Source organism: Allobosea sp. P4_H5, from assembly GCF_056400825.1.
Genome location: NZ_JBFUKM010000001.1, coordinates 227,212 through 249,230, shown reverse-complemented (window position 1 = coordinate 249,230; position 22,019 = coordinate 227,212). Strand labels below are relative to the sequence as shown.

Annotated in this window: 19 protein-coding genes; 13 read left to right on the top strand and 6 right to left on the bottom strand. The window is 66.0% G+C overall.

The features are described from left to right. Window positions 1–13: 13 nt before the first annotated feature. The gene (locus AC1DS0_RS01240; RefSeq protein WP_476812584.1) at window positions 14–1,165 is read right to left on the bottom strand and encodes an ABC transporter substrate-binding protein; all 1,152 of its coding nucleotides are present in this window, start codon (window positions 1,163–1,165) and stop codon (window positions 14–16) included. 157 nt (window positions 1,166–1,322) lie between these two features. Between AC1DS0_RS01240 and AC1DS0_RS01235 the strand changes: the two genes are divergently transcribed. From AC1DS0_RS01235 to AC1DS0_RS01210, 6 genes are all read left to right on the top strand, one after another. Continuing rightward, window positions 1,323–2,075: an alpha/beta fold hydrolase gene (locus tag AC1DS0_RS01235; RefSeq protein WP_476812583.1), complete on the top strand. Its 753-nt coding sequence runs from the start codon at window positions 1,323–1,325 to the stop codon at window positions 2,073–2,075. Between the two features lie 362 nt (window positions 2,076–2,437). Next, window positions 2,438–3,253 carry an aspartate/glutamate racemase family protein gene (locus tag AC1DS0_RS01230; protein ID WP_476812582.1) on the top strand — a complete coding sequence of 272 codons (816 nt, stop codon included), beginning with the start codon at window positions 2,438–2,440 and terminating at the stop codon, window positions 3,251–3,253. Next, window positions 3,250–3,681: an organic hydroperoxide resistance protein gene (locus AC1DS0_RS01225; protein ID WP_476812581.1), complete on the top strand. Its 432-nt coding sequence runs from the start codon at window positions 3,250–3,252 to the stop codon at window positions 3,679–3,681. The genes AC1DS0_RS01230 and AC1DS0_RS01225 overlap by 4 nt, the downstream gene beginning before the upstream one ends. Window position 3,682: 1 nt before the next feature. Next, entirely contained in the window at window positions 3,683–4,867 is a 1,185-nt protein-coding gene (locus AC1DS0_RS01220) for a thiolase family protein (protein ID WP_476812580.1), read from the top strand. Further along, window positions 4,864–6,102 carry an SDR family NAD(P)-dependent oxidoreductase gene (locus AC1DS0_RS01215; protein ID WP_476812579.1) on the top strand — a complete coding sequence of 413 codons (1,239 nt, stop codon included), beginning with the start codon at window positions 4,864–4,866 and terminating at the stop codon, window positions 6,100–6,102. Before AC1DS0_RS01220 ends, AC1DS0_RS01215 begins: the two co-directional genes overlap by 4 nt. A gap of 34 nt (window positions 6,103–6,136) precedes the next feature. Continuing rightward, window positions 6,137–6,922, top strand: coding sequence for a cyclase family protein (locus tag AC1DS0_RS01210; RefSeq protein WP_476812578.1), 786 nt, complete (start codon window positions 6,137–6,139; stop codon window positions 6,920–6,922). Between the two features lie 22 nt (window positions 6,923–6,944). Here AC1DS0_RS01210 and AC1DS0_RS01205 read toward each other — a convergent pair whose 3' ends face one another. Further along, window positions 6,945–8,567, bottom strand: coding sequence for an AMP-binding protein (locus tag AC1DS0_RS01205; RefSeq protein ID WP_476812577.1), 1,623 nt, complete (start codon window positions 8,565–8,567; stop codon window positions 6,945–6,947). Window positions 8,568–8,723: 156 nt separating this feature from the next. Here AC1DS0_RS01205 and AC1DS0_RS01200 point away from each other — a divergent pair, with 156 nt between their 5' ends. After that, entirely contained in the window at window positions 8,724–10,340 is a 1,617-nt protein-coding gene (locus AC1DS0_RS01200) for an ATP-dependent acyl-CoA ligase (protein ID WP_476812576.1), read from the top strand. 24 nt (window positions 10,341–10,364) lie between these two features. On the opposite strand, the gene AC1DS0_RS01195 is transcribed toward AC1DS0_RS01200, so the two are convergent. After that, window positions 10,365–10,853: an acyl-CoA thioesterase gene (locus AC1DS0_RS01195; protein WP_476812575.1), complete on the bottom strand. Its 489-nt coding sequence runs from the start codon at window positions 10,851–10,853 to the stop codon at window positions 10,365–10,367. 103 nt (window positions 10,854–10,956) lie between these two features. Here AC1DS0_RS01195 and AC1DS0_RS01190 point away from each other — a divergent pair, with 103 nt between their 5' ends. Next, a complete protein-coding gene (locus AC1DS0_RS01190) occupies window positions 10,957–11,541 on the top strand; it encodes a MarR family winged helix-turn-helix transcriptional regulator (RefSeq protein WP_476812574.1) in 585 nt (194 codons plus the stop codon). A 39-nt stretch (window positions 11,542–11,580) separates the two neighbouring features. On the opposite strand, the gene AC1DS0_RS01185 is transcribed toward AC1DS0_RS01190, so the two are convergent. Together AC1DS0_RS01185 and AC1DS0_RS01180 are read right to left on the bottom strand one after the other, a co-directional pair. Next, window positions 11,581–13,128 carry an indolepyruvate oxidoreductase subunit beta family protein gene (locus tag AC1DS0_RS01185; RefSeq protein ID WP_476812573.1) on the bottom strand — a complete coding sequence of 516 codons (1,548 nt, stop codon included), beginning with the start codon at window positions 13,126–13,128 and terminating at the stop codon, window positions 11,581–11,583. A gap of 8 nt (window positions 13,129–13,136) precedes the next feature. Further along, window positions 13,137–15,287 carry a thiamine pyrophosphate-dependent enzyme gene (locus AC1DS0_RS01180; protein ID WP_476812572.1) on the bottom strand — a complete coding sequence of 717 codons (2,151 nt, stop codon included), beginning with the start codon at window positions 15,285–15,287 and terminating at the stop codon, window positions 13,137–13,139. A gap of 419 nt (window positions 15,288–15,706) precedes the next feature. Between AC1DS0_RS01180 and AC1DS0_RS01175 the strand changes: the two genes are divergently transcribed. Beyond that, on the top strand, window positions 15,707–16,864 hold the full coding sequence (locus tag AC1DS0_RS01175; RefSeq protein WP_476812571.1) for an ABC transporter substrate-binding protein: 1,158 nt from the start codon (window positions 15,707–15,709) through the stop codon (window positions 16,862–16,864). A gap of 21 nt (window positions 16,865–16,885) precedes the next feature. Here the strand turns inward: AC1DS0_RS01175 and AC1DS0_RS01170 are convergent, their stop codons facing one another. Continuing rightward, on the bottom strand, window positions 16,886–17,629 hold the full coding sequence (locus tag AC1DS0_RS01170) for a GntR family transcriptional regulator (RefSeq protein ID WP_476812570.1): 744 nt from the start codon (window positions 17,627–17,629) through the stop codon (window positions 16,886–16,888). Window positions 17,630–17,755: 126 nt separating this feature from the next. Between AC1DS0_RS01170 and AC1DS0_RS01165 the strand changes: the two genes are divergently transcribed. The 4 genes from AC1DS0_RS01165 to AC1DS0_RS01150 all read left to right on the top strand — a co-directional run bounded on the left by AC1DS0_RS01165 (window position 17,756) and on the right by AC1DS0_RS01150 (window position 22,019). Then, window positions 17,756–18,880, top strand: a complete 1,125-nt coding sequence (locus tag AC1DS0_RS01165; RefSeq protein WP_476812569.1) for a cupin domain-containing protein — start codon at window positions 17,756–17,758, stop codon at window positions 18,878–18,880. 12 nt (window positions 18,881–18,892) lie between these two features. After that, on the top strand, window positions 18,893–19,804 hold the full coding sequence (locus AC1DS0_RS01160; RefSeq protein ID WP_476812568.1) for a fumarylacetoacetate hydrolase family protein: 912 nt from the start codon (window positions 18,893–18,895) through the stop codon (window positions 19,802–19,804). A gap of 51 nt (window positions 19,805–19,855) precedes the next feature. Continuing rightward, complete coding sequence (locus tag AC1DS0_RS01155) at window positions 19,856–21,043, top strand: ABC transporter substrate-binding protein (protein ID WP_476812567.1); 1,188 nt, start codon at window positions 19,856–19,858, stop codon at window positions 21,041–21,043. A gap of 61 nt (window positions 21,044–21,104) precedes the next feature. Next, window positions 21,105–22,019, top strand: coding sequence for a branched-chain amino acid ABC transporter permease (locus AC1DS0_RS01150; RefSeq protein ID WP_091829591.1), 915 nt, complete (start codon window positions 21,105–21,107; stop codon window positions 22,017–22,019).

Below are 22,019 nucleotides of genomic sequence, written 5' to 3'. Positions count from 1 at the left end.
GCCTGGCCGCGCGTCAGGGTGCGTAGGTCCAGGCCCCGTTCTTCAGCTGAACCATCACGAGGCTGCGCTCGTCGACGCCGTGGCTCGTGCCGGGCTTGAAGTTGTAGACGGCATGGACGCCCGGGACTTCCTTGGTCGAGAGCAAGGCGTTGCGCAGCTCGGTGCGGAATTCGGGCGAACCCGGCTGCGCGGATTTGAGCGCGCGCGGCACCGCGTCGAGCATCACGAGCCAGGCGTCGAACGAGTAACCCGAGAAGCCGTCGGTCGACGGAACCGCGTTGGCTTTCAGGAACGCTTCCCGGAAGGAGGCAGAGAGCGCCTTGGAGAAGTGGCCGTCCGGGAGCTGATCCGCGACGATGACCGGACCGGTCGAGACCAGGATGCCTTCAGCAGCCTTGCCGCCGACACGCACGAAATCGGGATTGACCAGGGCCGTCGTGCCGTAGGTCTTGCCCTTGTACCCGCGCTCAGCCAGCGCCAGCAGCGGCAGCGCGCCCTGTGTCGCCGAGCCGCCGTCAAGGACGCCGTCCGGACGGGCGGCGACGACCTTGAGGATCTGGCCCGTGACGGAGGTGTCGGTGCGGGCATAGCGCTCATTGGTGACGATCTCGATGTCACCGCGGCTTTCGGCAGCCTTGGCGCCATTGTAGACGAGATCGCCCCAAGCATCGGAAAAGCCGATATAGCCGACCTTCTTGACGCCGTCGCGCTTCATGCGGTCGGCCACCACCTTGACCAGCAGCGGCGCCGGCTGCGGGATCGCGATTGCCCATTGATTGTTCGGGTCGGCCGTCGGCTGGATCGGCGAGACGGCGATGAAGGGCACCTTCAGCTCGCTGGCGACGGCCGCCATCGCGATGGTCGAGGGCGCGGTCGCGGTGCCGATCAGGATATCGACCTTCTCCTCCTCCGCGAGCTTGCGCGCGTTGCGGGTGGCGGCGGACGGATCGGAGGCGTCATCAAGCTGGATCAGCTTGATCTTCTGGCCCGCGACTTCGCTGCGATAGGCGAAGGCCGCAGCGATGCCGCGTCCATAGGGAATGCCGATCGAGGAACCTGCCCCGCTCAGCGAGGTGACGAAGCCGACAGTGATGTCGGCGCGGGCGACGGACGTCATCGCTACGAGAGCAGCGAACGAAATACAGGTCTTGCCAAAGCGTGACATCTTATTTCCCCTCACCTGGTTGACATCAGTTATCGAAGATCAATAGCAGTATTGAACACACCCATCATCGAAGATCACTTGTTTCCGGAATGCATCTCTCATGCCGAAAGCTGATCCCATCGTTGAACGCAACTTCGTCGGCGTTGAACATGGCCGCATGCACGCCGCGACGTGCGGCACGGGCTTTCCCGTCCTGCTGCTGCACCAGACCCCACGCTCCTGGGACGAGTATCGCGACGTCCTGCCACTGATCGGCGGACACCGGCGCGCCATCGCGATCGATACGCCGGGCTTCGGCGATTCCGAGCCGCTGCCGGGCATGCCCACGATCGAGGACTGGGCGGCAGCTGCCCTGGAGCTGCTGAGCGCCTTGGCTGTCGAGCGTTTCGCCGTCGTGGGCCATCACACCGGCGCCGCGATCGCAGTCGAGATCGCCGCTCGCGCGCCGGATCGCGTCGCGGCGGCCGTGCTCTCGGCCTGCCCCTTCGTCGACGCCGCCCGCCGAGAGCGCCATGCGAACCAGCGCGTCATCGACGACGTGACCGAGCGCGCCGACGGCAGCCATCTCGCCGAACTCTGGAACCGCCGCCGCCCGTTCTATCCTGAAAACGACACCGAGCTGCTGCGCCGCTTCATGGCGGACGCGTTGCGCAGCGGGCCGATGGCGGTGGAAGGCCACCGCGTCGTCAATCGCTACCGCATGGAAGACCGGCTCGGCCTGATCGCCTGCCCCACATTGGTGCTGGTACCCGAGAATGACCCGAATGCCCGATCCGGCAATGCGGTCGCAGCTGCGATCTGCGGCAGCGTGATGCGCAGCATCCCAGGTGCGCAGGTGCCCTTCCCCGACCAGATGCCGGCGATCTTCGCCGAGCAGGTCGATGGCTTCCTGCGCGACCATGGCTGCTGATCCCGGGAATGGGATGCCTTCCGCAGACAAAGTGAGCTTCGCCACGATCGTCTTCTCCGTTCCCCTTCGGCTCACCTCGCCTCGGAGAGAGCGGCGGGGAGCAATTATTTAATGTCCTAAATATCTTTCGAAAATCCGTCAACCGTCATGCGCTGGCTTTCCGTATCTCTCAGCTGACGGAAGCTGACAAAACCGCATGAGATCGCGGCAAAACGCGCCGGATCAGCGCGGCCCAGCCGAACATAAGAGGAGAGCGTCGCCTATCGGATCGCCGCCACCCGCGCTTGACCGAAAGATTCTTCGTGCTTTAATTAATTCGGGCATGAGCGATGATGCCCGCACCCCGAGGGATCTCGCGGCTCATGAAGATTTTCTGGCAAAGCTTCGTCGATGCGAGCCTCAACGGACCCTATCTCAGCAAGCTTTCCTCCTATCTGAACGAGATTGCGGCGCCGGGCACAAGCGTCCATGTCACCGGGCTGACGCCACCCGACCGGGATTTCGGCCGGCTCAGCGAACTGCGCTGTGCCGTCGCAGCGATCGACAACGGGCTGAAAGCCGAAGATGACGGCTTCGACGCCTATGTCATGGGCCATTTCCAGGACCCCGGACTCTACGAGTTGCGCTCGGCCCTTCAGATCCCTGTCGTCGGCACCGGCGAGGCGACATTGCTGGCGGCCTCCCAACTCGGCCGCCGCCTTGGGCTGGTGACGATCGACAAGGTGTTTGCGACCTATCACTACGAGCAGGCCGATCGCTACGGCCTCGGCAGCCGCATCGGCGGCATCGTGGGCCTCGGCTGCAAGCCGGAGGATTTCTCAGAGGCCTTCGCCGGCAACGAGAGTGCCAGACTCAGCATGCTCGCCGATTTCACCGTCTGCGCCCAGCCCCTGATCGAGGCAGGCTGCGACGTGCTGGTGCCGGCAGGCGTCCTGCCCGGCTTGCTGCTCTGTTCCGAGCACAATCTCAGAGTCGCCCATGCGCCGGTGGTGAATTGCGCAGCCGTAGCGCTGAAATCGGCCGAGATGTGGGTTCAGCTCCAGCGCCTCAACGGTACGCAGCCGAGTAGAGGCCCGAGCTTCGCGCTCGCCAGCCGGCGCGCGCGAGACGATTTCAGCCGCCTTGCCCGACATGGCGGCGCCTCCATCACAGCAGCATCGAGCGAGGACCACCCATGACCATCGTTCCGGACAAGATCCTCTTCGAGGCCGAGATGACTGCGACCGGCGGCCGCGAAGGCACGGCGAGCAGCCCCGACGGCGCTTTCGCCCTGACGCTGTCGCTGCCGAAGGCGCTCGGCGGGCCGGGTAGCGAGGGGACCAATCCCGAGCAGCTCTTCGCAGCCGGCTATGCCGCCTGCTTCCTGGGCGCGGTCAAGCTCGTCGCCCGCACCAGCAAGGTGCCGCTGACGGACGATGCCAGCGTGACCGCCAAGGTCGGCATGGGCCCAATCGCCACCGGCTATGCGCTAGCAGTCGAGCTCAGGGTCTCCTTGCCGGGCGTCGAGCGGACTTTGGCGCAGCAGATCGTCGAAGGCGCGCATCAGCGCTGCCCCTATTCCAACGCGACGCGCGGCAACGTCCCCGTCGTGCTGACGGTCGTCTGAGATGAGCGAAGCGGCGAGGCTGCGCCGCCCCTATGACGGCGTGGTCGTCGCGGCGCCAGTGACGATCCCTTATGAGCGCTACTCGATCGAGAGCGCGCAATGGTGGATCGGCCGGGCGCTGAAGGCACTCGTCGAGACCTCGGGTCTGGACAAGCGCGCGATCGACGGTCTGGTGGTGTCCAGTTTCACGCTGCAGCCCGACTCCGCCGTCGCGCTGACCCAGCATTTCGGGCTGAGCACGCGCTGGCTCGACACGATCCCCCTTGGCGGCGTCAGCGGCATCGCCGGCCTGCGCAAGGCGGCGCGCGCCGTCCAGGCCGGCGATGCCGATGTCGTCGCCTGCATCGCCGGCGACACCAACCAGGTCGACACCTTCCGCCGCACGCTGGAGAATTTCTCCCGCTTCGCCCAGGATGCCGCCTATCCCTATGGCGCCGGCGGCGCCAATGCCAGCTTCGCCCTGATCGCCCGGCACTACATGACGCGCTTTGGCGCGACGCGGGAGGATTTCGGCCGGATCGCCGTCTCGCAGCGGGCGAATGCGCTGCGCAACCCGCATGCCCTGATGAAGGCTCCGCTGACGCTGGAGCAGTATATGGCGGCGCGGCCGATCTCCGACCCGATCCACCTGTTCGACTGTGTGATGCCCTGCGCCGGCGCCGAGGCCTTCCTGGTCATGCGCGAGGACATCGCGGCCTCGCTCAAGCTGCCGGCGGCCCGGATCGCCGGCACGATCGAGCGCCACAACGCCTTCGCCGAGGACGTCGTCCAGACCCGCGGCGGCTGGGCGATGGACGTCTCCGATCTCTACGGCATGGCGGGATTGCGGCCGGACGAGATCGACGTCGTCCTCACCTATGATGATTATCCCTTCATGGTGATGATGCAGTTCGAGGATCTCGGCTTTTGCGCCAAGGGCGAGGGACCGCGCTTCGTCCGCGAGCACGATCTCACCATCGGCGGAGACTTCCCGCACAACACCTCCGGCGGCCAGCTCTCGGTCGGCCAGGCCGGAGCCGGCGGCGGCTATCTCGGGATGACCGAGGCCCTGCGCCAGGTCCTCGGCATGGCTGGCCCGACCCAGGTCGAAGGCGCGTGCACGGCGCTGGCCTCCGGCTTCGGCATGATCAACTATGACCGCGGGCTGTCTTCCGGCGCCGCGATCCTCACGGGACCATCGGCATGACCGAGCCGCTCTCACCCCCGCGCAAGCGCAGTCCGCTCAACCGGACGCGCCTTCCCTCGCAGCCGCCGGCGGCACGCAGCCGTACCTCGCACGGGCTGACACACGCCGCGGCGGAGGGCCGTTTCGCGCTGCAGCGCTGTGCCCATTGCGGGACGTTCTGCTATCCGGCGCGCGACATCTGCCCGCAATGCCTGTCGACGGAACTGCCCTTCGTCGATGCACCGAACGGCGGCAAGCTCGTGTCGGAGACGCTGGTGCTGGTACCGGCGGACGTCTATTTCCGCGAGCGGGCGCCCTGGCGCATCGGCCTGGTCGAGCTGGACTGCGGCCCGATCCTGGTCTCCCATCTCCACGGCGATTGCGTCGAAGGCGAGCGGGTGCGCCTCTCGCTGCAGCTCGACAAGAGCGGACAGGCGGTCGCCTTCGCCAAGCCACAAGAGGAGACTCCGGCGATGCAGGATGACCGGCAATGGCGGGAACTCACCGCCGACCCGAAATTCCGCCGCATCCTGGTGACGAATGGGCGCTCCGCAGTCGGGCTTGCCGCCGTCGATGCCCTGGTCAAGGCCGGAGCGCGGACGGTCCATGTCGGCGTGCCGGACAACTGGAAGCCCTTCCCGGAGGAGGAGCGGCTGCGCGCCCTGCCCGCCGTCAAGCTCGTGCCGCTCGATCTCGGCGACGAGCGCTCGGTCAGAGACCTCGCCGCCGACATCGCGGGCAAGACCGATATCCTGGTCAATACGGCCGAGTTCGTGCGGCCGGGCGGACTCACCGACCGCCAGGGCACCAGCTTCTTCCAGATGGAGCTGGCCGAGACCTATATGGGTCTCGTGCATCTCGCCCAGAGCTTCGGCCCGGCCATGCGGATGCGCGGCGCCGACGGCATCGACAGCGCCGCCGCCTGGGTCAATGTCCTCTCCGTCTATGCGCTGGCGAACTGGCCTCCCTTTGGAGCCCATGCCGCGGCCCAAGCCGGCTGCCTCTCACTGTCCCACTGCCTGCGCGCTGAACTGCGCAGCGGCGGGGTCAAGGTGATGAACGTCTTCACCGGGCCGATCGACGGCGACTGGTTCCAGACCCTGCCGCCGCCGAAGGTGGCGCCGCGCGCCGTCGCAGAGGCGATCGTCTCGGGCCTGCGCAACGGGCTGGAAGAGGTGTTCGTCGGCGACGTGGCACAGGATGTCCACCGCCGCCTCGCCGCCAACCCCAAGGCGCTCGAACGCGAACTGGGCTGATTCAACGACTTCATCGTCTCGACAGGAGCCTGCCATGGCCGCTTTCGACCTCACGACCTTCGCCTCCGCGCTGGCCGACGGCTCGGTGAAGGTAATCGACCTCACCTTCACGCTGAGCCCGGATTTCCCGGTGATCGTGCTGCCGCCCGAATTCGGCCAGGCTTCGCCGCTCAGGGTCGAGCAGATCTCGCGCTACGATGCCGCCGGCCCCGCCTGGTACTGGAACAACATCACGCTCAGCGAGCATACCGGCACGCATTTCGACGCGCCGATCCACTGGTTCACCGGCAAGGACCTGCCCAACAACGCGGTCGACACCCTGCCGGTGCGCGACCTGATCGCGCCGGCCTGCGTCATCGACTGCTCGGCGCAGGCCGCGGCCGATCCGGACTTCCTCCTGAGCATCGCCGATGTCGAGGCCTGGGAGGCGCGCCACAGCCGCATTCCCGAGCGCAACTGGGTGCTGCTGCGCACCGACTGGTCGAAGCGCCAGGGGCGCGACTATGCCAATCTCGGCGAGGGCGGCCCGCATACGCCGGGGCCGGATTCTGCTGTGATGCGCTGGCTGGTCGAGGAGCGCGGCATCATCGGCTTCGGCACCGAGACCATCGGCACCGATGCCGGCCAGGCCGCGCATCTGGAGCCGCCCTTCCCCGCGCATCATTTCCTGCATGGCGGCGGGCGCTACGGGCTGCAATGCCTGCGCGATCTCGACCTTTTGCCGCCGACCGGCGCGATCATCATCGCGACGCCGCTCAAGATCGTGAACGGCTCGGGCAGCCCGGTGCGCGTGCTGGCGCTGGTCGGGGCGAGCGCCTGAACCAGCGCCCCTGGGCTGCGCCTCAATGCTTGCGCAGCCCGGCCTTGAGGGCGCGCAGGTCGATGGCCGTGCCCTCGCTCACCGCCTTGGCGGCGAGCTGCTTGATCTCGCCGCGCGCGAGCTTCTTCGTCGCCGAGAGCGGCAGTTCCGGCACGAAGGCCACATAACCCGGCAGTTTGTGATAGGCGATCAACGCCGCGCTCTCGCGTGCGATCCGCTCGGCAAAGGCAGTCTTGTCCGCCACGTCGTCGGCGACGATGAAGGCGAAGACCTCCTCGCCGCGCAGTTCGTCGGGCACCGGCGTCACGGCCGTGGCGCGCACACCCTCCTGCCGTTGCAATACCGACTCGACCTCGAGGACGGCGATATTCTCGCCACTGCGCCGCACGATGCTCTTCTTGCGGTCGAAGAAGTAGAGCAGGCCGTCGTCGCCAGCCTGGACGAAGTCGCCGGTATGGAACCAGCCGTCCTGCCAGGCCTCCTCGGTCGCGACGGGATCGTCGAGATAGCCACTGAAGAAGCCGGCGCGCGGATCCGCCTCGGCCGCGCGGACGAGAAGCTCACCCGCCTGCCCCACTCCGGCGTCGCCGCCCTGCTCGTCGACGATCCGGTACTCCATGCCGGCAGCCGGCTCGCCGATGCAGCGCGCGCCGAAACCGGAGGGGACCTTGGCTGTGGTGGTCGCAGCGGCGCCGCCGGTCTCGGTCATCGCCCAGGCATCGACGATGCGGATGCCGTAGCGTTCCTCGAAGGCAGCGCGATGACGCACATCGACGCCGGGCGCGAAGGCGAAGCGCACCTTGTGGCGGCGCTCGTCCGGGCTCGGCGGCAATTGCAGCAGGATGGCCGGGATGACCCCGAGGCAATGGATGATGGTCGCGCCGCTATCGGCGACGCTCGCCCACCAGCGGCTGGCATGGAAGCGGTCGAGCGGCACGACGGCCCCGCCCTGCACCATCATGCCGACAGCGCTGCAGCCCAGCGCGTTCATATGGAACATCGGCAGGGGCGTGAGATTGACCTCGCCCTCAGGCTGCAAGGCGGCGATGCCGCCCTGGCCGTGATACCATTGCGCCACCTGCAGGAAATAGCGGTTCGAGAGGATGCAGCCCTTGGGCTTGCCCGTGCTGCCCGAGGTGAAAAGCAGCGCGCATTCCGCCGCAAGATCGCCGGCCTGCGCCGTCACCGCCTTGCGGCAATCGGGAACGGGCGCGCCGAGCTCGATCAGCCGGAAACGGGCAAATTCGGGCGCACGGGCAAGCGGCGCAATGCGATCTCCCGTCCCGATGGCAAGGTCGACATCGGCAAGGGTCAATTGGAAGGCGAGCTCCTCCGGCCGCAGATCCGGATTGATCGGCACGATCGACACGCCGAGCGCGTTGAGCGCGAGCCAGTGCACGAAGAATTCCGGGCGGCTGTCGAGCAGCAGCGCCACCCGCGCGCCACGCCCGTAGCCGGCGCGGGCGTAAGCTGCCCTCGCCGCTTCGACCTGCACTCCGACCGCGCCGTAGGCGAGGCGGAAACCGTCACGCGCATAGGGCAATTGGGCGCTCGCGGGCGCGACGAGGAAGGGCGCACCCGGCGATCGGAGAGCAGCGTTCTGGAAGGCGTCATGCGGCGACGAGAAGCGGCCAAGAACGTCCATGAAGCTTTCTCCGGATTGGAAGCTTCTCATCTATAAAGCTATCTTGCCTCACGCGCGATAGCCACTTGCCAAATTACTTCAAGCATGAACTAAATTTGCAGAACGACACCCGCGCCACATCGGGCGCATCGCTTTCGCGAGAGATGGGAGAACCGCATGGGCGACCTCGATCGCAATCCGCTGGAGTCGGCCGATGCGGTGAAGCGGTTCCAGCCGGCGGAACGCGTGCTGCCGATCCTCCTGCAGCGTCAGGCCGAACGCTATGGTGATCGCCGCCTCCTCGTCTTCGGCGACACGATCTGGAGTTTTGCCGATACCGCCCGGATCGCAGCGGCCTCGGCCCGGACGCTCGCCGATGTGGGCCTGCGCCATGGCGACCGCGTCGCGATCCTGTGCTCGAACCGGCCGGAATTCCTGCAAATCTATCTCGGCTGCGCCTGGCTCGGCATCATCGCCGTGCCGATCAACCTGGCGCTGCGCGGCGGCCAGCTCGAACATGTGCTGCGCAATGCCGGCCCTGCCCTCCTCGTGGTCGAGGACGCTTCCATCCCGGCGCTCGGCACGATCGACGCAAAGCTGCTGCCCGAAAAGGTCTGGATCGTCGGCGACGAAGCACCGTCGGACGCGCCCGCCCACTGGACCGGCCTGCCGGCATTGGGCGAAGGCATCGCGCCAGGAGCGGTGAAGCCCGGCGACACCGTCGCGATCCTCTACACCTCCGGCACGACGGGCCCCGCCAAGGGCGTCTGCTGCCCGCAGGCGCAGATGTTCTGGTGGGGCGTCTATTCGGCCCGCGCGCTCGATATCCGCGAGGGCGAGACGCTGCTGACGACGCTGCCGCTGTTCCACACCAACGCGCTCAACGCCTTCTACCAGGCGATCATCAACGGCTGCACCTATGTGCTCGAGCCGAAATTCTCGGCCTCGCGCTTCTGGGATTCGATCCGGCGCCACGAGGCGAATGTCGGCTATCTGCTGGGCGCCATGGCGGCGATCCTGCTGGCACAGCCGGAGCGCCCCGAGGATAGCGAACACAAGCTGCGCGTCGCGCTCGGCGGCGGCGTGCCGGCTCGTTTCCATGACGTCTTCCTGAAGCGGTTCAACGTACCGCTGCTCGACGGCTATGGCTCGACCGAGACGAATTTCGCCTTCGCCAGCCCGATCCCCTCCGACCATCCCGGCAGCCTGGGCTATCTGGCTGATGGCATCGAGGCGCGCATCGTCGACGAGAACGACGCGCCCGTCGCGGACGGCGTCTCGGGCGAATTGCTGCTGCGCCCGACCGAGGCCTATTCCTTCGCCACGGGCTACTACAACATGGCCGAGAAGACGGTCGAAGCCTGGCGCAATCTCTGGTTCCATTCCGGCGACCGCGTCCTGCGCGAGCCCGGCGGCCATTACCGCTTCATCGACCGCATCAAGGACACGATCCGCCGGCGCGGCGAGAACGTCTCCTCCTGGGAGGTCGAGCAGATCCTGCTCGCCCATCCCGCGATAAGCGCCTGCGCCGTCTATCCCCTGCCCTCCGAACTCGGCGAGGACGAGGTCGCGGCAGCGATCCAGTTCGAGCCGAACGCAGCGCTGACGCCGGAAGAGATCTTGCGCCATTGCGAGGACAGGCTCGCCTATTTCGCGTTGCCGCGCTTCCTGACCTTCGTCGAGGCGATGCCGCTGACCGAGAACGGCAAGATCAGCAAGCCGACGCTGCGCGAGAGCGGCCTGCATCCCAACACCTGGGACCGCGAGAAGTCAGGCTATCAGGTGAAGCGCTGAGGGGGCGGGGACCGCCCTGCCTCCTCAACCCGCCGAGCGCATCGGCTGCTCTGCAGCACTGCAGCGTCGGCGGTAGGCTTCGAAGGCCGCGCGCAGATCGTCGGGGACCGGCATGGCCTTGTGATCGACCAGCGACGTGACGACGGTGACGAAATTCCCCCGCGCGCATTCGACCCCATCCTTGAAGGCGTGCAGCGTCAGCGTCACGGAACTGCGGCCGAGCGCCTCGATGACGACGGCAACCTCCAGCGTTTCGCCCATGCGGGCCGGCATCGCGAAATCGGCCGAGGCGTGGGCATAGCCAAGGCCGGTACGACGCGCGCCGATCAAATCGTAATAGGAGATGCCGAGCGCCTGCCCGTACCACTCTTCGAGGATGGTATTGAACAGATGGAAATATTGCGGCGTATAGACGATGCCGGCCGGGTCGCAATGGCCGAAATGGATCGCAAGAGTATGACGCCAGACAGCTGGCGAGAGATCGTTCGACCGCAGGGGAACGAACCGCGACATGGGCCCTCGCATTTAGTTAAGGCACTAATTAATTCATAACCAGCACCATCGGGGCTGTCGAGCATCAAACGCGCTTCCGGCAAAAAGATTGGTTCCACTGCGCATGTTTTTGCGCGATATCAGCGATGACGGATATGAGGCCGACCGATCGGCTAAAGCTCAAAAGGATTATGCATTGAGCATCCAAGAGGATCTGGACGATCTCCGCCTCGGCGAGCGGTCCGGCGGCGATCAGGATCACCGGGGCGAAGTGCGCCTCTGGCTGCGGCTGCTCGCTTGCTCGACCCTGATCGAAGCCGAATTGCGTCGGCAATTCAGGGAGAACTTCAACTTCACCCTGCCGCGCTTCGACATCCTGGCGCAGCTCGACCGCGAGCCCGGCGGTCTGGTGCAAGGCGAACTATCAAAGCGGCTGATGGTTTCGCAGGCCAATGTCACGCCGATCATCGAGCGCCTGATCGCCGACGGCTTCGTCACCCGCAGCCCCTCCAATCTGGATCGGCGCATCCAGATCATCTGCCTGACGATCGAAGGCCGGCAGAAATTCCGCCGCATGGCCAAAAAGCACAACGCCTGGCTGGCGGATGCGATGGCTGGATTCCCCGAAGAGGAAATCGAGGAGATCGGCAAGAAGCTTGCGTTGCTCAAGCGCGCATTGATCGCCAACAGGAGCGACCCGCAGCGTTAGGACACTGCCCACGAGGTCGCCGCTCGCGCTCTATGACGCTCACGCCTCGAAGGCGTGCTCCAGCGTCATGAGCGCGCCCGCCAATGCCTCGCCCTGCTCGTCGGCCAATGCCGCGGTGCGCAGGCGGCGCAGCCAGCCGGCGCTGTCGGGCTTGCCGACAAGGCCGGGCGCTGCCGACAGGACCCGGTCGAACTTCGACTCGCCGCGCGCGTGGGTGTCGGAATAGCCCTTTATCAGCCGCCGGCAGCCCAGGACCTCCACGGCGAGCGGATAATCCTGCGCGACGATCCGCGTAGCCAGGGTTAGCCACCCCTCGATATGAGCCGTCTCGCGCGCATGGCGCAGCAGCCTCCGGCGCGCGGGGCGCAGCGCCGCGACGAGATTGAGCGAGAGGAACCAGCTGACATGACCCGTCTTGACGCGGCGGCCGCGATTGACCGCGCGGTCCAGCAGGCGGACGAGGCCGGGCTTGCCTTCGAGCCAAAGGCCAAGCCCTTTCGGCATGGTGCCGATGACCTCCTCCATGCGCGGGTGCATGAACTCGGTCATGTAGAGCAATTGGTCGTCTCGCTTGCCGATCTCCTTGTCGATTCGCTCGAAACGTGACGCCCGCGTCTTGAGGTCGGCGACGCGGATGACATCGTCGTAGGCCATGGCGACGGCGAGATATTTTGCGGCGGCATCGGTGAAGGCATGGCCTGCAACCTCCCCGCCATGACGGCGGTCGAGCGCCAGCAAATCCCGCATCCGATCGAGATATTCGCCGGCATAGGCGACATCCTGATAGTCCGTCAGGCGCTTGACGCCGGCGAACAGCATCGGCCGCACGGTCTCCGGAAACTCGCCGTGAATACGCGCCAGCAAACCATCGAGCTGCGGCACGCCGACACTCGTCGGGACCGGCGGCGGGGCTTCCGCTTCGGGCACAGGAGCGGTCTCGGCCGGATGCGAGGCCCGCTCGAAGCCGGCTCCGAAGGCGCGCAGGCTGGGCTCGACACCCTTACCGCCCTCGCGGATGGCGGCTTCGAAGGTCTCGCGCGGGAACGGCAGCACGCCGGACCCGGCCAGAGCGCCGAACATCACGGCCGAGATCACGCTGCCGTTCCGCTCCGCCAGCGCCTGCATGTCGAACTGAATCGCGTGGCGCGCGGCGAAATCAGAAGCTTCGAATACCGGCTCGGAGGATGCGATGCCGTCGCCAGGCTTTTCCTTCTCGCTCACGGCCAGGCTGCGATGGGTCGAGGCGATCAGCGTCGTCCGGTCCGGCGTGACGAGGCCCCGCAGCATGGCGCGGCCGGCTTCCATGAATTCGGCGGCAGCCACGACATCGACATCGCCTGGCGTCGGCATCAGCGAGAGCACGGGATGGCGTCCGTCGCGCGGCGGCAGCATTTCGACATAGTAGATTGTCGCACCGGTCCGCTGGGCCACGCCGGGCACGGAGGTCGATTGCGCGATCCAGCCGGCGTGTTCGGCTGCGGCAACGATCCAGTCGGTCAGGACACCGCCGCCCTGGCCGCCCATGGCGAGCACGGCGATCGACAGGGGGCGGTCGAAGGCTGGCAAACCGGCAGGGCTTACGGGCATCACGGCATTCACGAGAACACCACCCGGCGCGCATCGCGGCGGCGCTGGAGATAGCCGATCACGGCGCCGCGCAGCCGCGCCATCCAGCGATCGAGCCGCGTCGGGTTGTAGATGACGTCGGCGCGATAGAAGGACGGGCAGAGCACGGCAGCTTCCGCCACCTCGCCGCAATTGCCGCAGCCGACGCAGTTGTTGTCGATCGCTGCGACGGGATCGTCGCGCAGCGGGTCGTCGATATGCTTGACCGAGAGCGAGGGGCAGCCGGAGAGACGCATGCAGGCATGGTCGCCGGTGCAGATATCCTCGTCCACGCCGAAGCGTTGCTTGACCGAGCGCTTGCCTTCCTTGACCGCCTTGTTGAACAGCGGCTTCACACGGCGCTGCTTGTTCAACATGCATTCGGATGAGGCGATGATGATCTTCGGCCCCTCCTCCTTCGACGTCAGCGCCGCCTTCAGAGTGTCGCGCATCTTGGCCACGTCATAGGTGCGGTCGATCTCGCGCACCCATTTGGCGCCGATGCCGCGCACCGCCCTGGCAATCGGGTTCTTGGTGGAGCGGCGGTCATTGTCGGCGCGCGAAGACATGATGTCCTGCCCACCGGTCGCCGACGAATAATAGTTGTCGACGACCATGATGACCTGGTTCTGCTTGTTGAAGACGGCGTTGCCGACGCCCGACGACAGGCCGTTATGCCAGAAGCCGCCATCGCCCATGATCGAGATCGGCTTTTTCCCGGCCTCGACATTGAAGGCTGAAGCTGAAGCGGGCCCCAGGCCATAGCCCATCGTCGTGCCGCCGAGATTGAAAGGCGGCAGGATCGAGAAGAGATGGCAGCCAATATCGGCCGAGATCTGATGCGCGCCCAGTTCCTTCTCGACGAGTTTCATCGCCGCGAAGATCGGCCGTTCGGGACAGCCGATGCAGAAACCGGCCGGGCGCGGCGGCACGATCTCGACCAGCTGCTGGACGGGGGCAGCCGCAACGATCGCATCCGCGCTCGGCAGCGGCGGGCGGTTGCCGAGCAGGTGCGGAGCGTTCTGGTCGAGAAAGGCGCCGATGCCCTTGCTCAGCACCGCTGCGGTATAGTCGCCTCCGAGCGGCAGCACATCCTTGCCCGCGAGCTTGGCCGCGATGCCGCGGCGGCGCAGCACCGTGCCGATCGCCTGCTCGATATATTCCGGGTGCCCTTCCTCCACGACCAGCACGGCGCGCTTGTCGCGGCAGAAATCGGCGACCTCGTCGTCCGCCAGCGGATAGGTGACGTTGAGGACGTAGAGCGGAATCTTGCTGTCGCCATAGGCGTCGGCCAGGCCGAGATATTGCAGCCCACGCATCACGGAATTGTACATTCCGCCCTGCATGACAATGCCGATTTCGCCGGCATCGGGGCCGAAGAACTCGTTGAGCCTGTGGCGCTTGATGAAATCGACCGCCGCCGGCCAACGCTGTTCCAGCTTCTGCCGATCCTGCAGCATCGAGGCCGGCGGCAGCACGATGCGGTTGAGATCGCGCTGCGGATTCTCCAGCGCCTCGCGGATGGTGAAGGCGGGCTTGCGGTTGTCCTTGGCGACGAACTGGCCGTGGACATGGCAGGCGCGGATGCGGACCTGCAGCATGACCGGCGTGTTGGTGGCTTCGGAGAGCTCGAAACCGTCCTCGACCGATTTGACGATCGATTCGAGGTTAGGACGGGGGTCGAGCAGCCAGAGCTGCGATTTCATCGCGAAGGCGTGGCTGCGCTCCTGCGGGATCGAGGAGCCCTCGCCGTAATCCTCTCCGAGGATGATGAGCGCACCGCCGGTCACGCCGCCCGAGGCCAGGTTGGTCAAGGCGTCGCTGGCGACATTGGTGCCGGCCGTCGACTTCCAGGTCACGGCGCCACGCAGCGGGTACATCACCGAAGCCGAGAGCGAAGCGGCGGCGGCCGCTTCCGAGGCCGAGGATTCGAAATGGACACCGAGCTCGTCGAGCACGTCCTTGGCGTCGGCCAGCACGTCCATCAGATGGGAGATAGGCGAGCCCTGATAACCTCCGACATAGGACACACCGGATTGCAGAAGCGCCTTGGTGATGGCGAGGATGCCCTCGCCACGAAAGATCTCGCCCTCGCCGAGGCGCAGATCCTCGACCTCGCGCGCAAATGAGCGTTCCGCCATCGATCCCTCCACGCCGAGCCGACGGCGGAACCGCTCGATGCACGCTCCCTCCCCTCGGGGCGCACGAGCCGAACCGCACGGTCTTCAGGCTCTCCCGTCAATTACTTTATGCCTTAACTAATTCACGTCAAGCCTGCCACCGGGCGAGACCCTGCTTTTGCTCTGTCCGCCTCTAAGGCAAGGCTTTGAGATTCCTCACGATATCCTCTTTCACATATTTTCGTAAGAATTCCATTTCATCGAAAAACTTGACAGTGATTGTTCAGGCACGGATTGTCCCACCGCGCACGGCCACGTCACGTAAACCGCAGGGTCGCAAATATCCTGCGATTGGACGAGGCCATGCCACGCAGATGCAGATGGCGTGCCGCGAATGGCGACGCTCCAAACGATCACCATCAGCAACAGGGGAAATCTCGATGCGTCACCGGATCTGCGCCGCCGCGACGGCCATCTCGCTCGTACTTGCTGCAACGTCCGCACGCGCGGAGATCGTGGTCGGCTTCGTCACCGGCCTGAGCGGGCCGATTTCGTCGATCGGCATCCCCAACGCCAAGGGCATCGCGGCGGGCGCAGCCTATAGGAGCGAGGTCGGCGGCGAGACGATCCGCATCATCCAGCTCGACGACGCCTCCGACCCGACGGCCGCGGTCCGCAATACCCGCAAGCTCGTCGAGCAGGAGAAAGTCGATTTCCTGATCGGCACCTCAGGCGCTCCCCAGACAGTGGCGATGGCGACGGTCGCCACCGAGCTCAAGGTGCCGATGGTCGCGATCTCGCCGATCGCAGAGCCGGCGAAGGGCGATGGCGGCCCTTGGGTCGTGCAGATCCCGCACCCACAGATGCTGCTGGCGCAAGGCGTCGTCGCGGATATGAAGAAGCGCAACGTCAAGACCGCCGGCTTCATCGGCTTCAGCGATGCGCTCGGTGACCTGATGTACAATTCGCTGACCGCGGCGGCACAGGAAGCCGGCATCAAGGTCATCAACAACGAGCGCTATGCCCGCACCGACACCTCGGTGATGCCGCAGGTGCTGAAGACGACCGCAGCCCGCCCCGACGCGATCATGGTCGGCGGCACCGCCACGCCGGGCGCCCTACCCGTGCTGGCGCTCAGCGAACGCGGCTATAAGGGCCCGATCTACGGCAATAACGGCATGATCAGCACGGATTTCCTGCGCGTCGCCGGCAAGGCTGCGGATGGCCTGATCTGCCCGACCGGGCCGGTCGCCGTCGCCGAGCAACTGCCGGACGACAATCCGATCAAGACGGTCGCGCTGGCCTATCGAGCCGCTTACGAGAAGGCGAACGGCAGCAAGCCGACGGACGGCTTCTCCGCCTATGCTTTCGACGGCTGGGTCGTGTTCACCGATGCCGCCAGGCGGGCGTTGGAGAGCGGTGCCAAGCCCGGCACACCCGCCTTCAAGGAGGCGCTGCGCCAGGCGCTGATGTCGAGCAAGGAGGTCGTCGGCACCCACGCCGTCTATAACTTCACGCCGCAAAGCAGCTTCGGTGTCGACGAGCGCTCTCGCGTTCTAGTGAAGAGCGAACAGGGCGGCTGGAAGCTCCTGCCCTGACCCCTGGAATGGCGCGCCGGCTTACTTGGCCGGCGCGCGCTCCATATAGCTTTCGACGATGGTCGAGGTCTTGCGGTAATGCGCGGCAAGGAGCGCTACGGCCTCGTCGCCACGGCGCTCCAGCGTCGCTTCCATGATCTGACGGTGTTCGAGCGCCACGTCGCGGCTGGCGGCGGGATTCTGGCCTGCCAGCGTCGGCAGGCGGTAGCGTTGCGTTTCGACATAGAGCTGGTCGGCAATGTCGATCAGGCGACGCGACCGGCAACGGGCGATCAGGGCGCGGTGGAAATCCTGGTGCCGCGTCTCGAGCGCGATCAGCTCGTCATTGCCAATTCCGCCTGCGGCTGCCTTGCGACGAACCTGCAGATCGAGCGCATGGAAGGCGGCAACGATGCCGGCCTCCCAATCGTCATCGCCATGGGCGATCGAACGACGCAGCGCCTCGCACTCGACCAGGATGCGCGTCTCGGTCGCATCCCACATCTCCTCGATCGAAACCGGGGCGACCGAAAAGCCGCGCAGCGGCGCGGTCGCGACCAGACGCTCCGTCTGGAGCCGATTCAGGGCCTCGCGCAGAGGTGAGAAGCTCAGCCCGTAGCGCTGCTTGAGCAGCTCCAGCCGCAAGGGTTGGCTCGGCGCGAAGACGCCGGCGACGATATCCTGGCGCAGGCGCCGATAGGCGGCCTCTGCCAAGGTCGCGGCCCCGCCCTGAGAATCCAGGATCTCGTCATTCGCCGGCTGTGCTCCGCTTCGCCCCACACGCACCCGGTGTCTCCTCATTCGTCTTTCCCCTCTGGCTCTACACCAGCGCGAAGTCTAACGCAAAAATATCTTTCTTTCGAAAATATGTCATGCCATATAAACCCCATCGTGATCCGAAGGGAGGCTCGCATGTCCAATTCCCGAGAGAACCACCGCGAGGACGTCGCCGGTCGCGCGAACGTCGAAGACACGCCGGAGCTGCTGGCCTATTACGATCAGCTCGAACGCCTCGAAGCCGGCGCACTTTGGACCGTCGCCAACAAGATCGAGCCCTGGCAGCCGAAATCGAAGTCCGAGCCGGTGCTGTGGCGCTATCGCGATCTGCGCGAGCACGTGCTGCGCTCGATCGAGCTCGTCACGCCGGAAAAGGCGGGGCGGCGGGTGATCTATCTCAACAATCCGGGCCGTCGCGACGTCTCAGCAGCCGTGGGCTGGCTCTATTCCGGCCTTCAGGTGATGAATCCGGGCGAAGTCGCCTCGGCTCACGCTCATTCGGCCTCGGCGTTGCGCTTCATCATGGAAGGCTCGGGTGCCTACACCATCGTCGATGGCCACAAGATGACGCTGGGCGCCAACGACTTCGTGCTGACGCCGAACGGAACCTGGCATGAGCACGGCGTCGCCGCGGACGGCTCGCCCTGTCTCTGGCAGGACGGTCTCGACATCCCGCTCGTCAACACCCTCGAAGCCAATTTCTACGCCGTCCATGAGGATCTGCAGCAGGCAGTCGGCTATCCCGTCGACGACGCCACGGGGACCTGGGGCAACCCGGGCCTGCGCCCTTACGGCACACAATGGGACAAGCCCTATTCGCCGCTGCTGAAATACGAATGGGCGCCGACCTACGAGGCACTGCAGCGTTACGCCAAGGTCACGGACGGCTCCGCCTTCGACGGCATCCTGATGAACTACGTCAATCCGGTAACCGGCGGGCCGGTGATGCAGACGATCGGCGCATCGATGCAGCTGCTGCGCCCCGGCGAGCGCACCAAGGCCCATCGCCACACCGGCAGCTTCATCTACCAGGCGGCAAAGGGCAAAGGCTACTCGATCATCAACGGCAAGCGCTTCGACTGGCAGGAGCGCGACATCTTCTGCGTGCCGGCCTGGGCCTGGCACGAGCACGCCAACGCCTCTGGCAGCGAGGACACCGTCCTGTTCTGCTTCAACGACATGCCGGTGATGAACGCGCTTGGCCTCTACCGCGAGGAGGCCTTCGGCGAAAACGGCGGACAGCAGCCCCTGACGGCCTGAGGACCTTCAATCATGCGTTTCGTGACCTATCGCAGCGTCGTCGACGCTGCGGCCCGCCTCGGCGTGATCGAGGACGATCTCGTCGTCGATGTCGAGCAGCTCGGTGCCAAGGCCGGACTGGGCTTCCCTTCCACCATGCTCGCATTCATCGAGCTCGGGCCGGCCGCCCTGGCGGCCCTGCGCCAGGCGCTCGACGATCAACGCGGGCGCTGGCTGGTGGGCGCGGCATTGCCGCTCGGCAATGTCCGGCTGCTGGCGCCGATCCCGCGCCCACGCAAGAACATCTTCGGCATCGGCCTGAACTATGTCGAGCATGTCGCGGAATCGGCTCGCACGCTCGACACATCCAAGGAACTGCCGAAGCAGCCGGTGATCTTCTCGAAGCCACCGACCAGCGTCATCGGGCCGGGCGATGCGATCGAGCACAACCGGGCGATCACCCAGCAACTCGACTGGGAGGTCGAGCTCGCAGTCGTCATGGGCCGGACCGCCCGGCGCGTCTCGGAGGCCGACGCCCTCGCCCATGTCTTCGGCTACAGCGTGCTGATCGACGTCAGCGCGCGCGACAACCGCCGCGCCGGACAGTGGATCTATTCGAAGGGACAGGACACCTACGCACCCTTCGGGCCCTGCATCGTCACCGCCGACGAGATCGGCGACCCGCACGCGCTCGACCTGTGGCTGACCGTGAACGGACAGATCAAGCAGAAGTCGAACACGCGCCACATGCTCTTCAAGATCCCGACGCTGATCGCCGACATCAGCGCCGCGATGACGCTGGAAGCCGGCGACATCATCGCCTCCGGCACGCCGGACGGCGTTGGGGCCGGCAGGACACCGCAGGAATGGCTCTGGCCGGGCGACATCGTGGAAGCCGGCGTCGACGGCATCGGCACGATCCGCCATCCGGTCGTGGCGGTGTGACGAGTCGAGACGGCTGATTTTATTCCAACGAAACAAGAGGGGACGGACTAGATGACAAGGATAGCCTTATCGCGCCCGGCCATCGCCGCGGCCTTCCTCGCCGCGACTCTGGCCACGCCGGCCAGCGCCCAGAGCGGCGCGGCGACGCCGACCACGATCGGCTTCATCACCACGCTCTCGACCCCGGCAGGCTACATCGGTGAGGACATCCGCGACGGCTTCCAGCTTGCCTTGAAAGACGGCACGCTCGGCGGCGTGCCGGTCAAGCTCGAGATCGAGGACGACAGCCTGAAGCCGGCCAATGCCAAGCAGGCGGCCGACCGCATGGTACAGTCCGGCATCAAGCTCTTCACCGGAGTCAATTTCTCGAACGTGCTGGCGGCAGTCGTGCCAGGCGTCCTCGAAGCGGGCGGCTTCTATGTCAGCCTCAATCCCGGGCCGTCGGTCTTCGCCGGCGAGAAGTGCAACCGCAACTATTTCGTCGCGTCCTACCAGAACGATGCCTTCCACGAGGCGGCGGGCCTGTCCGCCAATCGGCTGGGCTACCAGCGCGTCGTCCTGCTCGCACCGGCCTATCAGGCCGGGCGTGACGCGCTTGAAGGGTTCAAGCGGACCTTCAAGGGCGAGATCATCGCCGAAATCTACACGAAGCTCGACCAGACCGATTTCTCGGTCGAACTTGCGCGCGTGCGTTCGCTCCAGCCCCACGCGATCTACCAGTTCCATCCCGGCGGCGCCGGCATCAACTTCGCCAAGCAATATGCCAATTCCGGCCTGTCGAAGTCCGTTCCGATGCTGATCCCGAGCTTCTCGATGGATGCGCGCATGATCGGCGCCACCGGCGAGGCCGCCGACGGCATCTATGCTTCCGCGGTCTGGACCACGGAACTCGACAATCCCGCGTCGAAGGCCTTCGTCGAAGCCTTTCGCAAGGCCTATTCGCGCACCCCGACGATGTACGCCCAGCAGGCCTACGATACGGCCAACCTCATCGGCAGCGCGCTCAAGGCGGTCAACGGCGACATCGGCAAACAGGCGGAGTTCCGCGACGCCCTGCGAAAGGCGCAGTTCACGGCGGTACGGGGCAAGTTCTCACTCGGGCCGAACCAGCACCCGATCCAGGACTACTACCTGACGAAGTTCGCGAAGAACGCCTCCGGCGAGATCGTGCAGACGATCATCAGGAAAGTCGCCGAGGACTACGGCGACGCCTACGCCGCGCGCTGCAAGATCGACTGACGTCGCGCGCCGCCGGCGGTCGAGCGGCGGCGTTCTCAATCCATAAAGGGGCGGTCCGGGGATGATCCTCTTGATCGAGCAGGTCCTGAATGGCCTGCAATACGGCGCCATGCTGTTCATGCTGGCGTCCGGACTGACGCTGATCTTCGGTATCATGGGCGTCATCAACCTGACCCACGGCTCTCTCTACATGGTCGGCGCCTATTGCGCTGCCTTTGCGGTGCTGAAGAGCGGGTCCTTTCTCGTCGGCATCGCCGCTGCCCTGGCCGGCGCCGGGCTCTACGCCGTCGTGCTCGAGCTCGCTGTCGTGCAATGGCTCTATCGCCGCGATCATCTCTATCAGGTGCTGGCGACGCTCGGGCTGATCCTGTTCACCAACGAGGCGGTGAGCCTGATCTTTGGCCGCCGCCCGCCCCTGATGGACATCCCGCCTTTCCTGCAGGGTTCGGTGGCTGTCCTTCCCGGACTCGACTATCCACTGATGCGCCTGGCCTTCATCGGCGTCGGCGGCCTCGTCGCCATCGGCCTCTGGCTCCTCGTCAACCACACACGGCTCGGCATGCTGGTCCGGGCAGGCGCCGACGACCGCGAGATGGTGTCTGCGCTCGGCGTCGATATCCGCCGTCTCTACACGCTGGTCTTCGGTCTCGGCGGATTGCTCTGCGGACTGGCCGGCGTCATGGCGGCGCCGCTGCTCGCGGTCGAGATCGGCATGGGCGAGAGGGTGCTGATCACCACCTTCGTCGTCATCGTCATCGGCGGCGTCGGCTCGATCCGCGGGGCGCTCGTCGGGGCTCTGCTGGTCGGCATGGTCGACGGCCTCGGCCGCGCCTACCTGCCCCAAGGTCTGCAGATGCTGCTGCCGCCCTCGGTCGCCGATACGCTCAGCGCGGGCCTCGTTTCGGCGAGCATCTACGTCCTGATGGCGATCGTTCTGCTCGTGAGGCCCCTCGGCCTCCTGCCCGCGCGGAGCTGA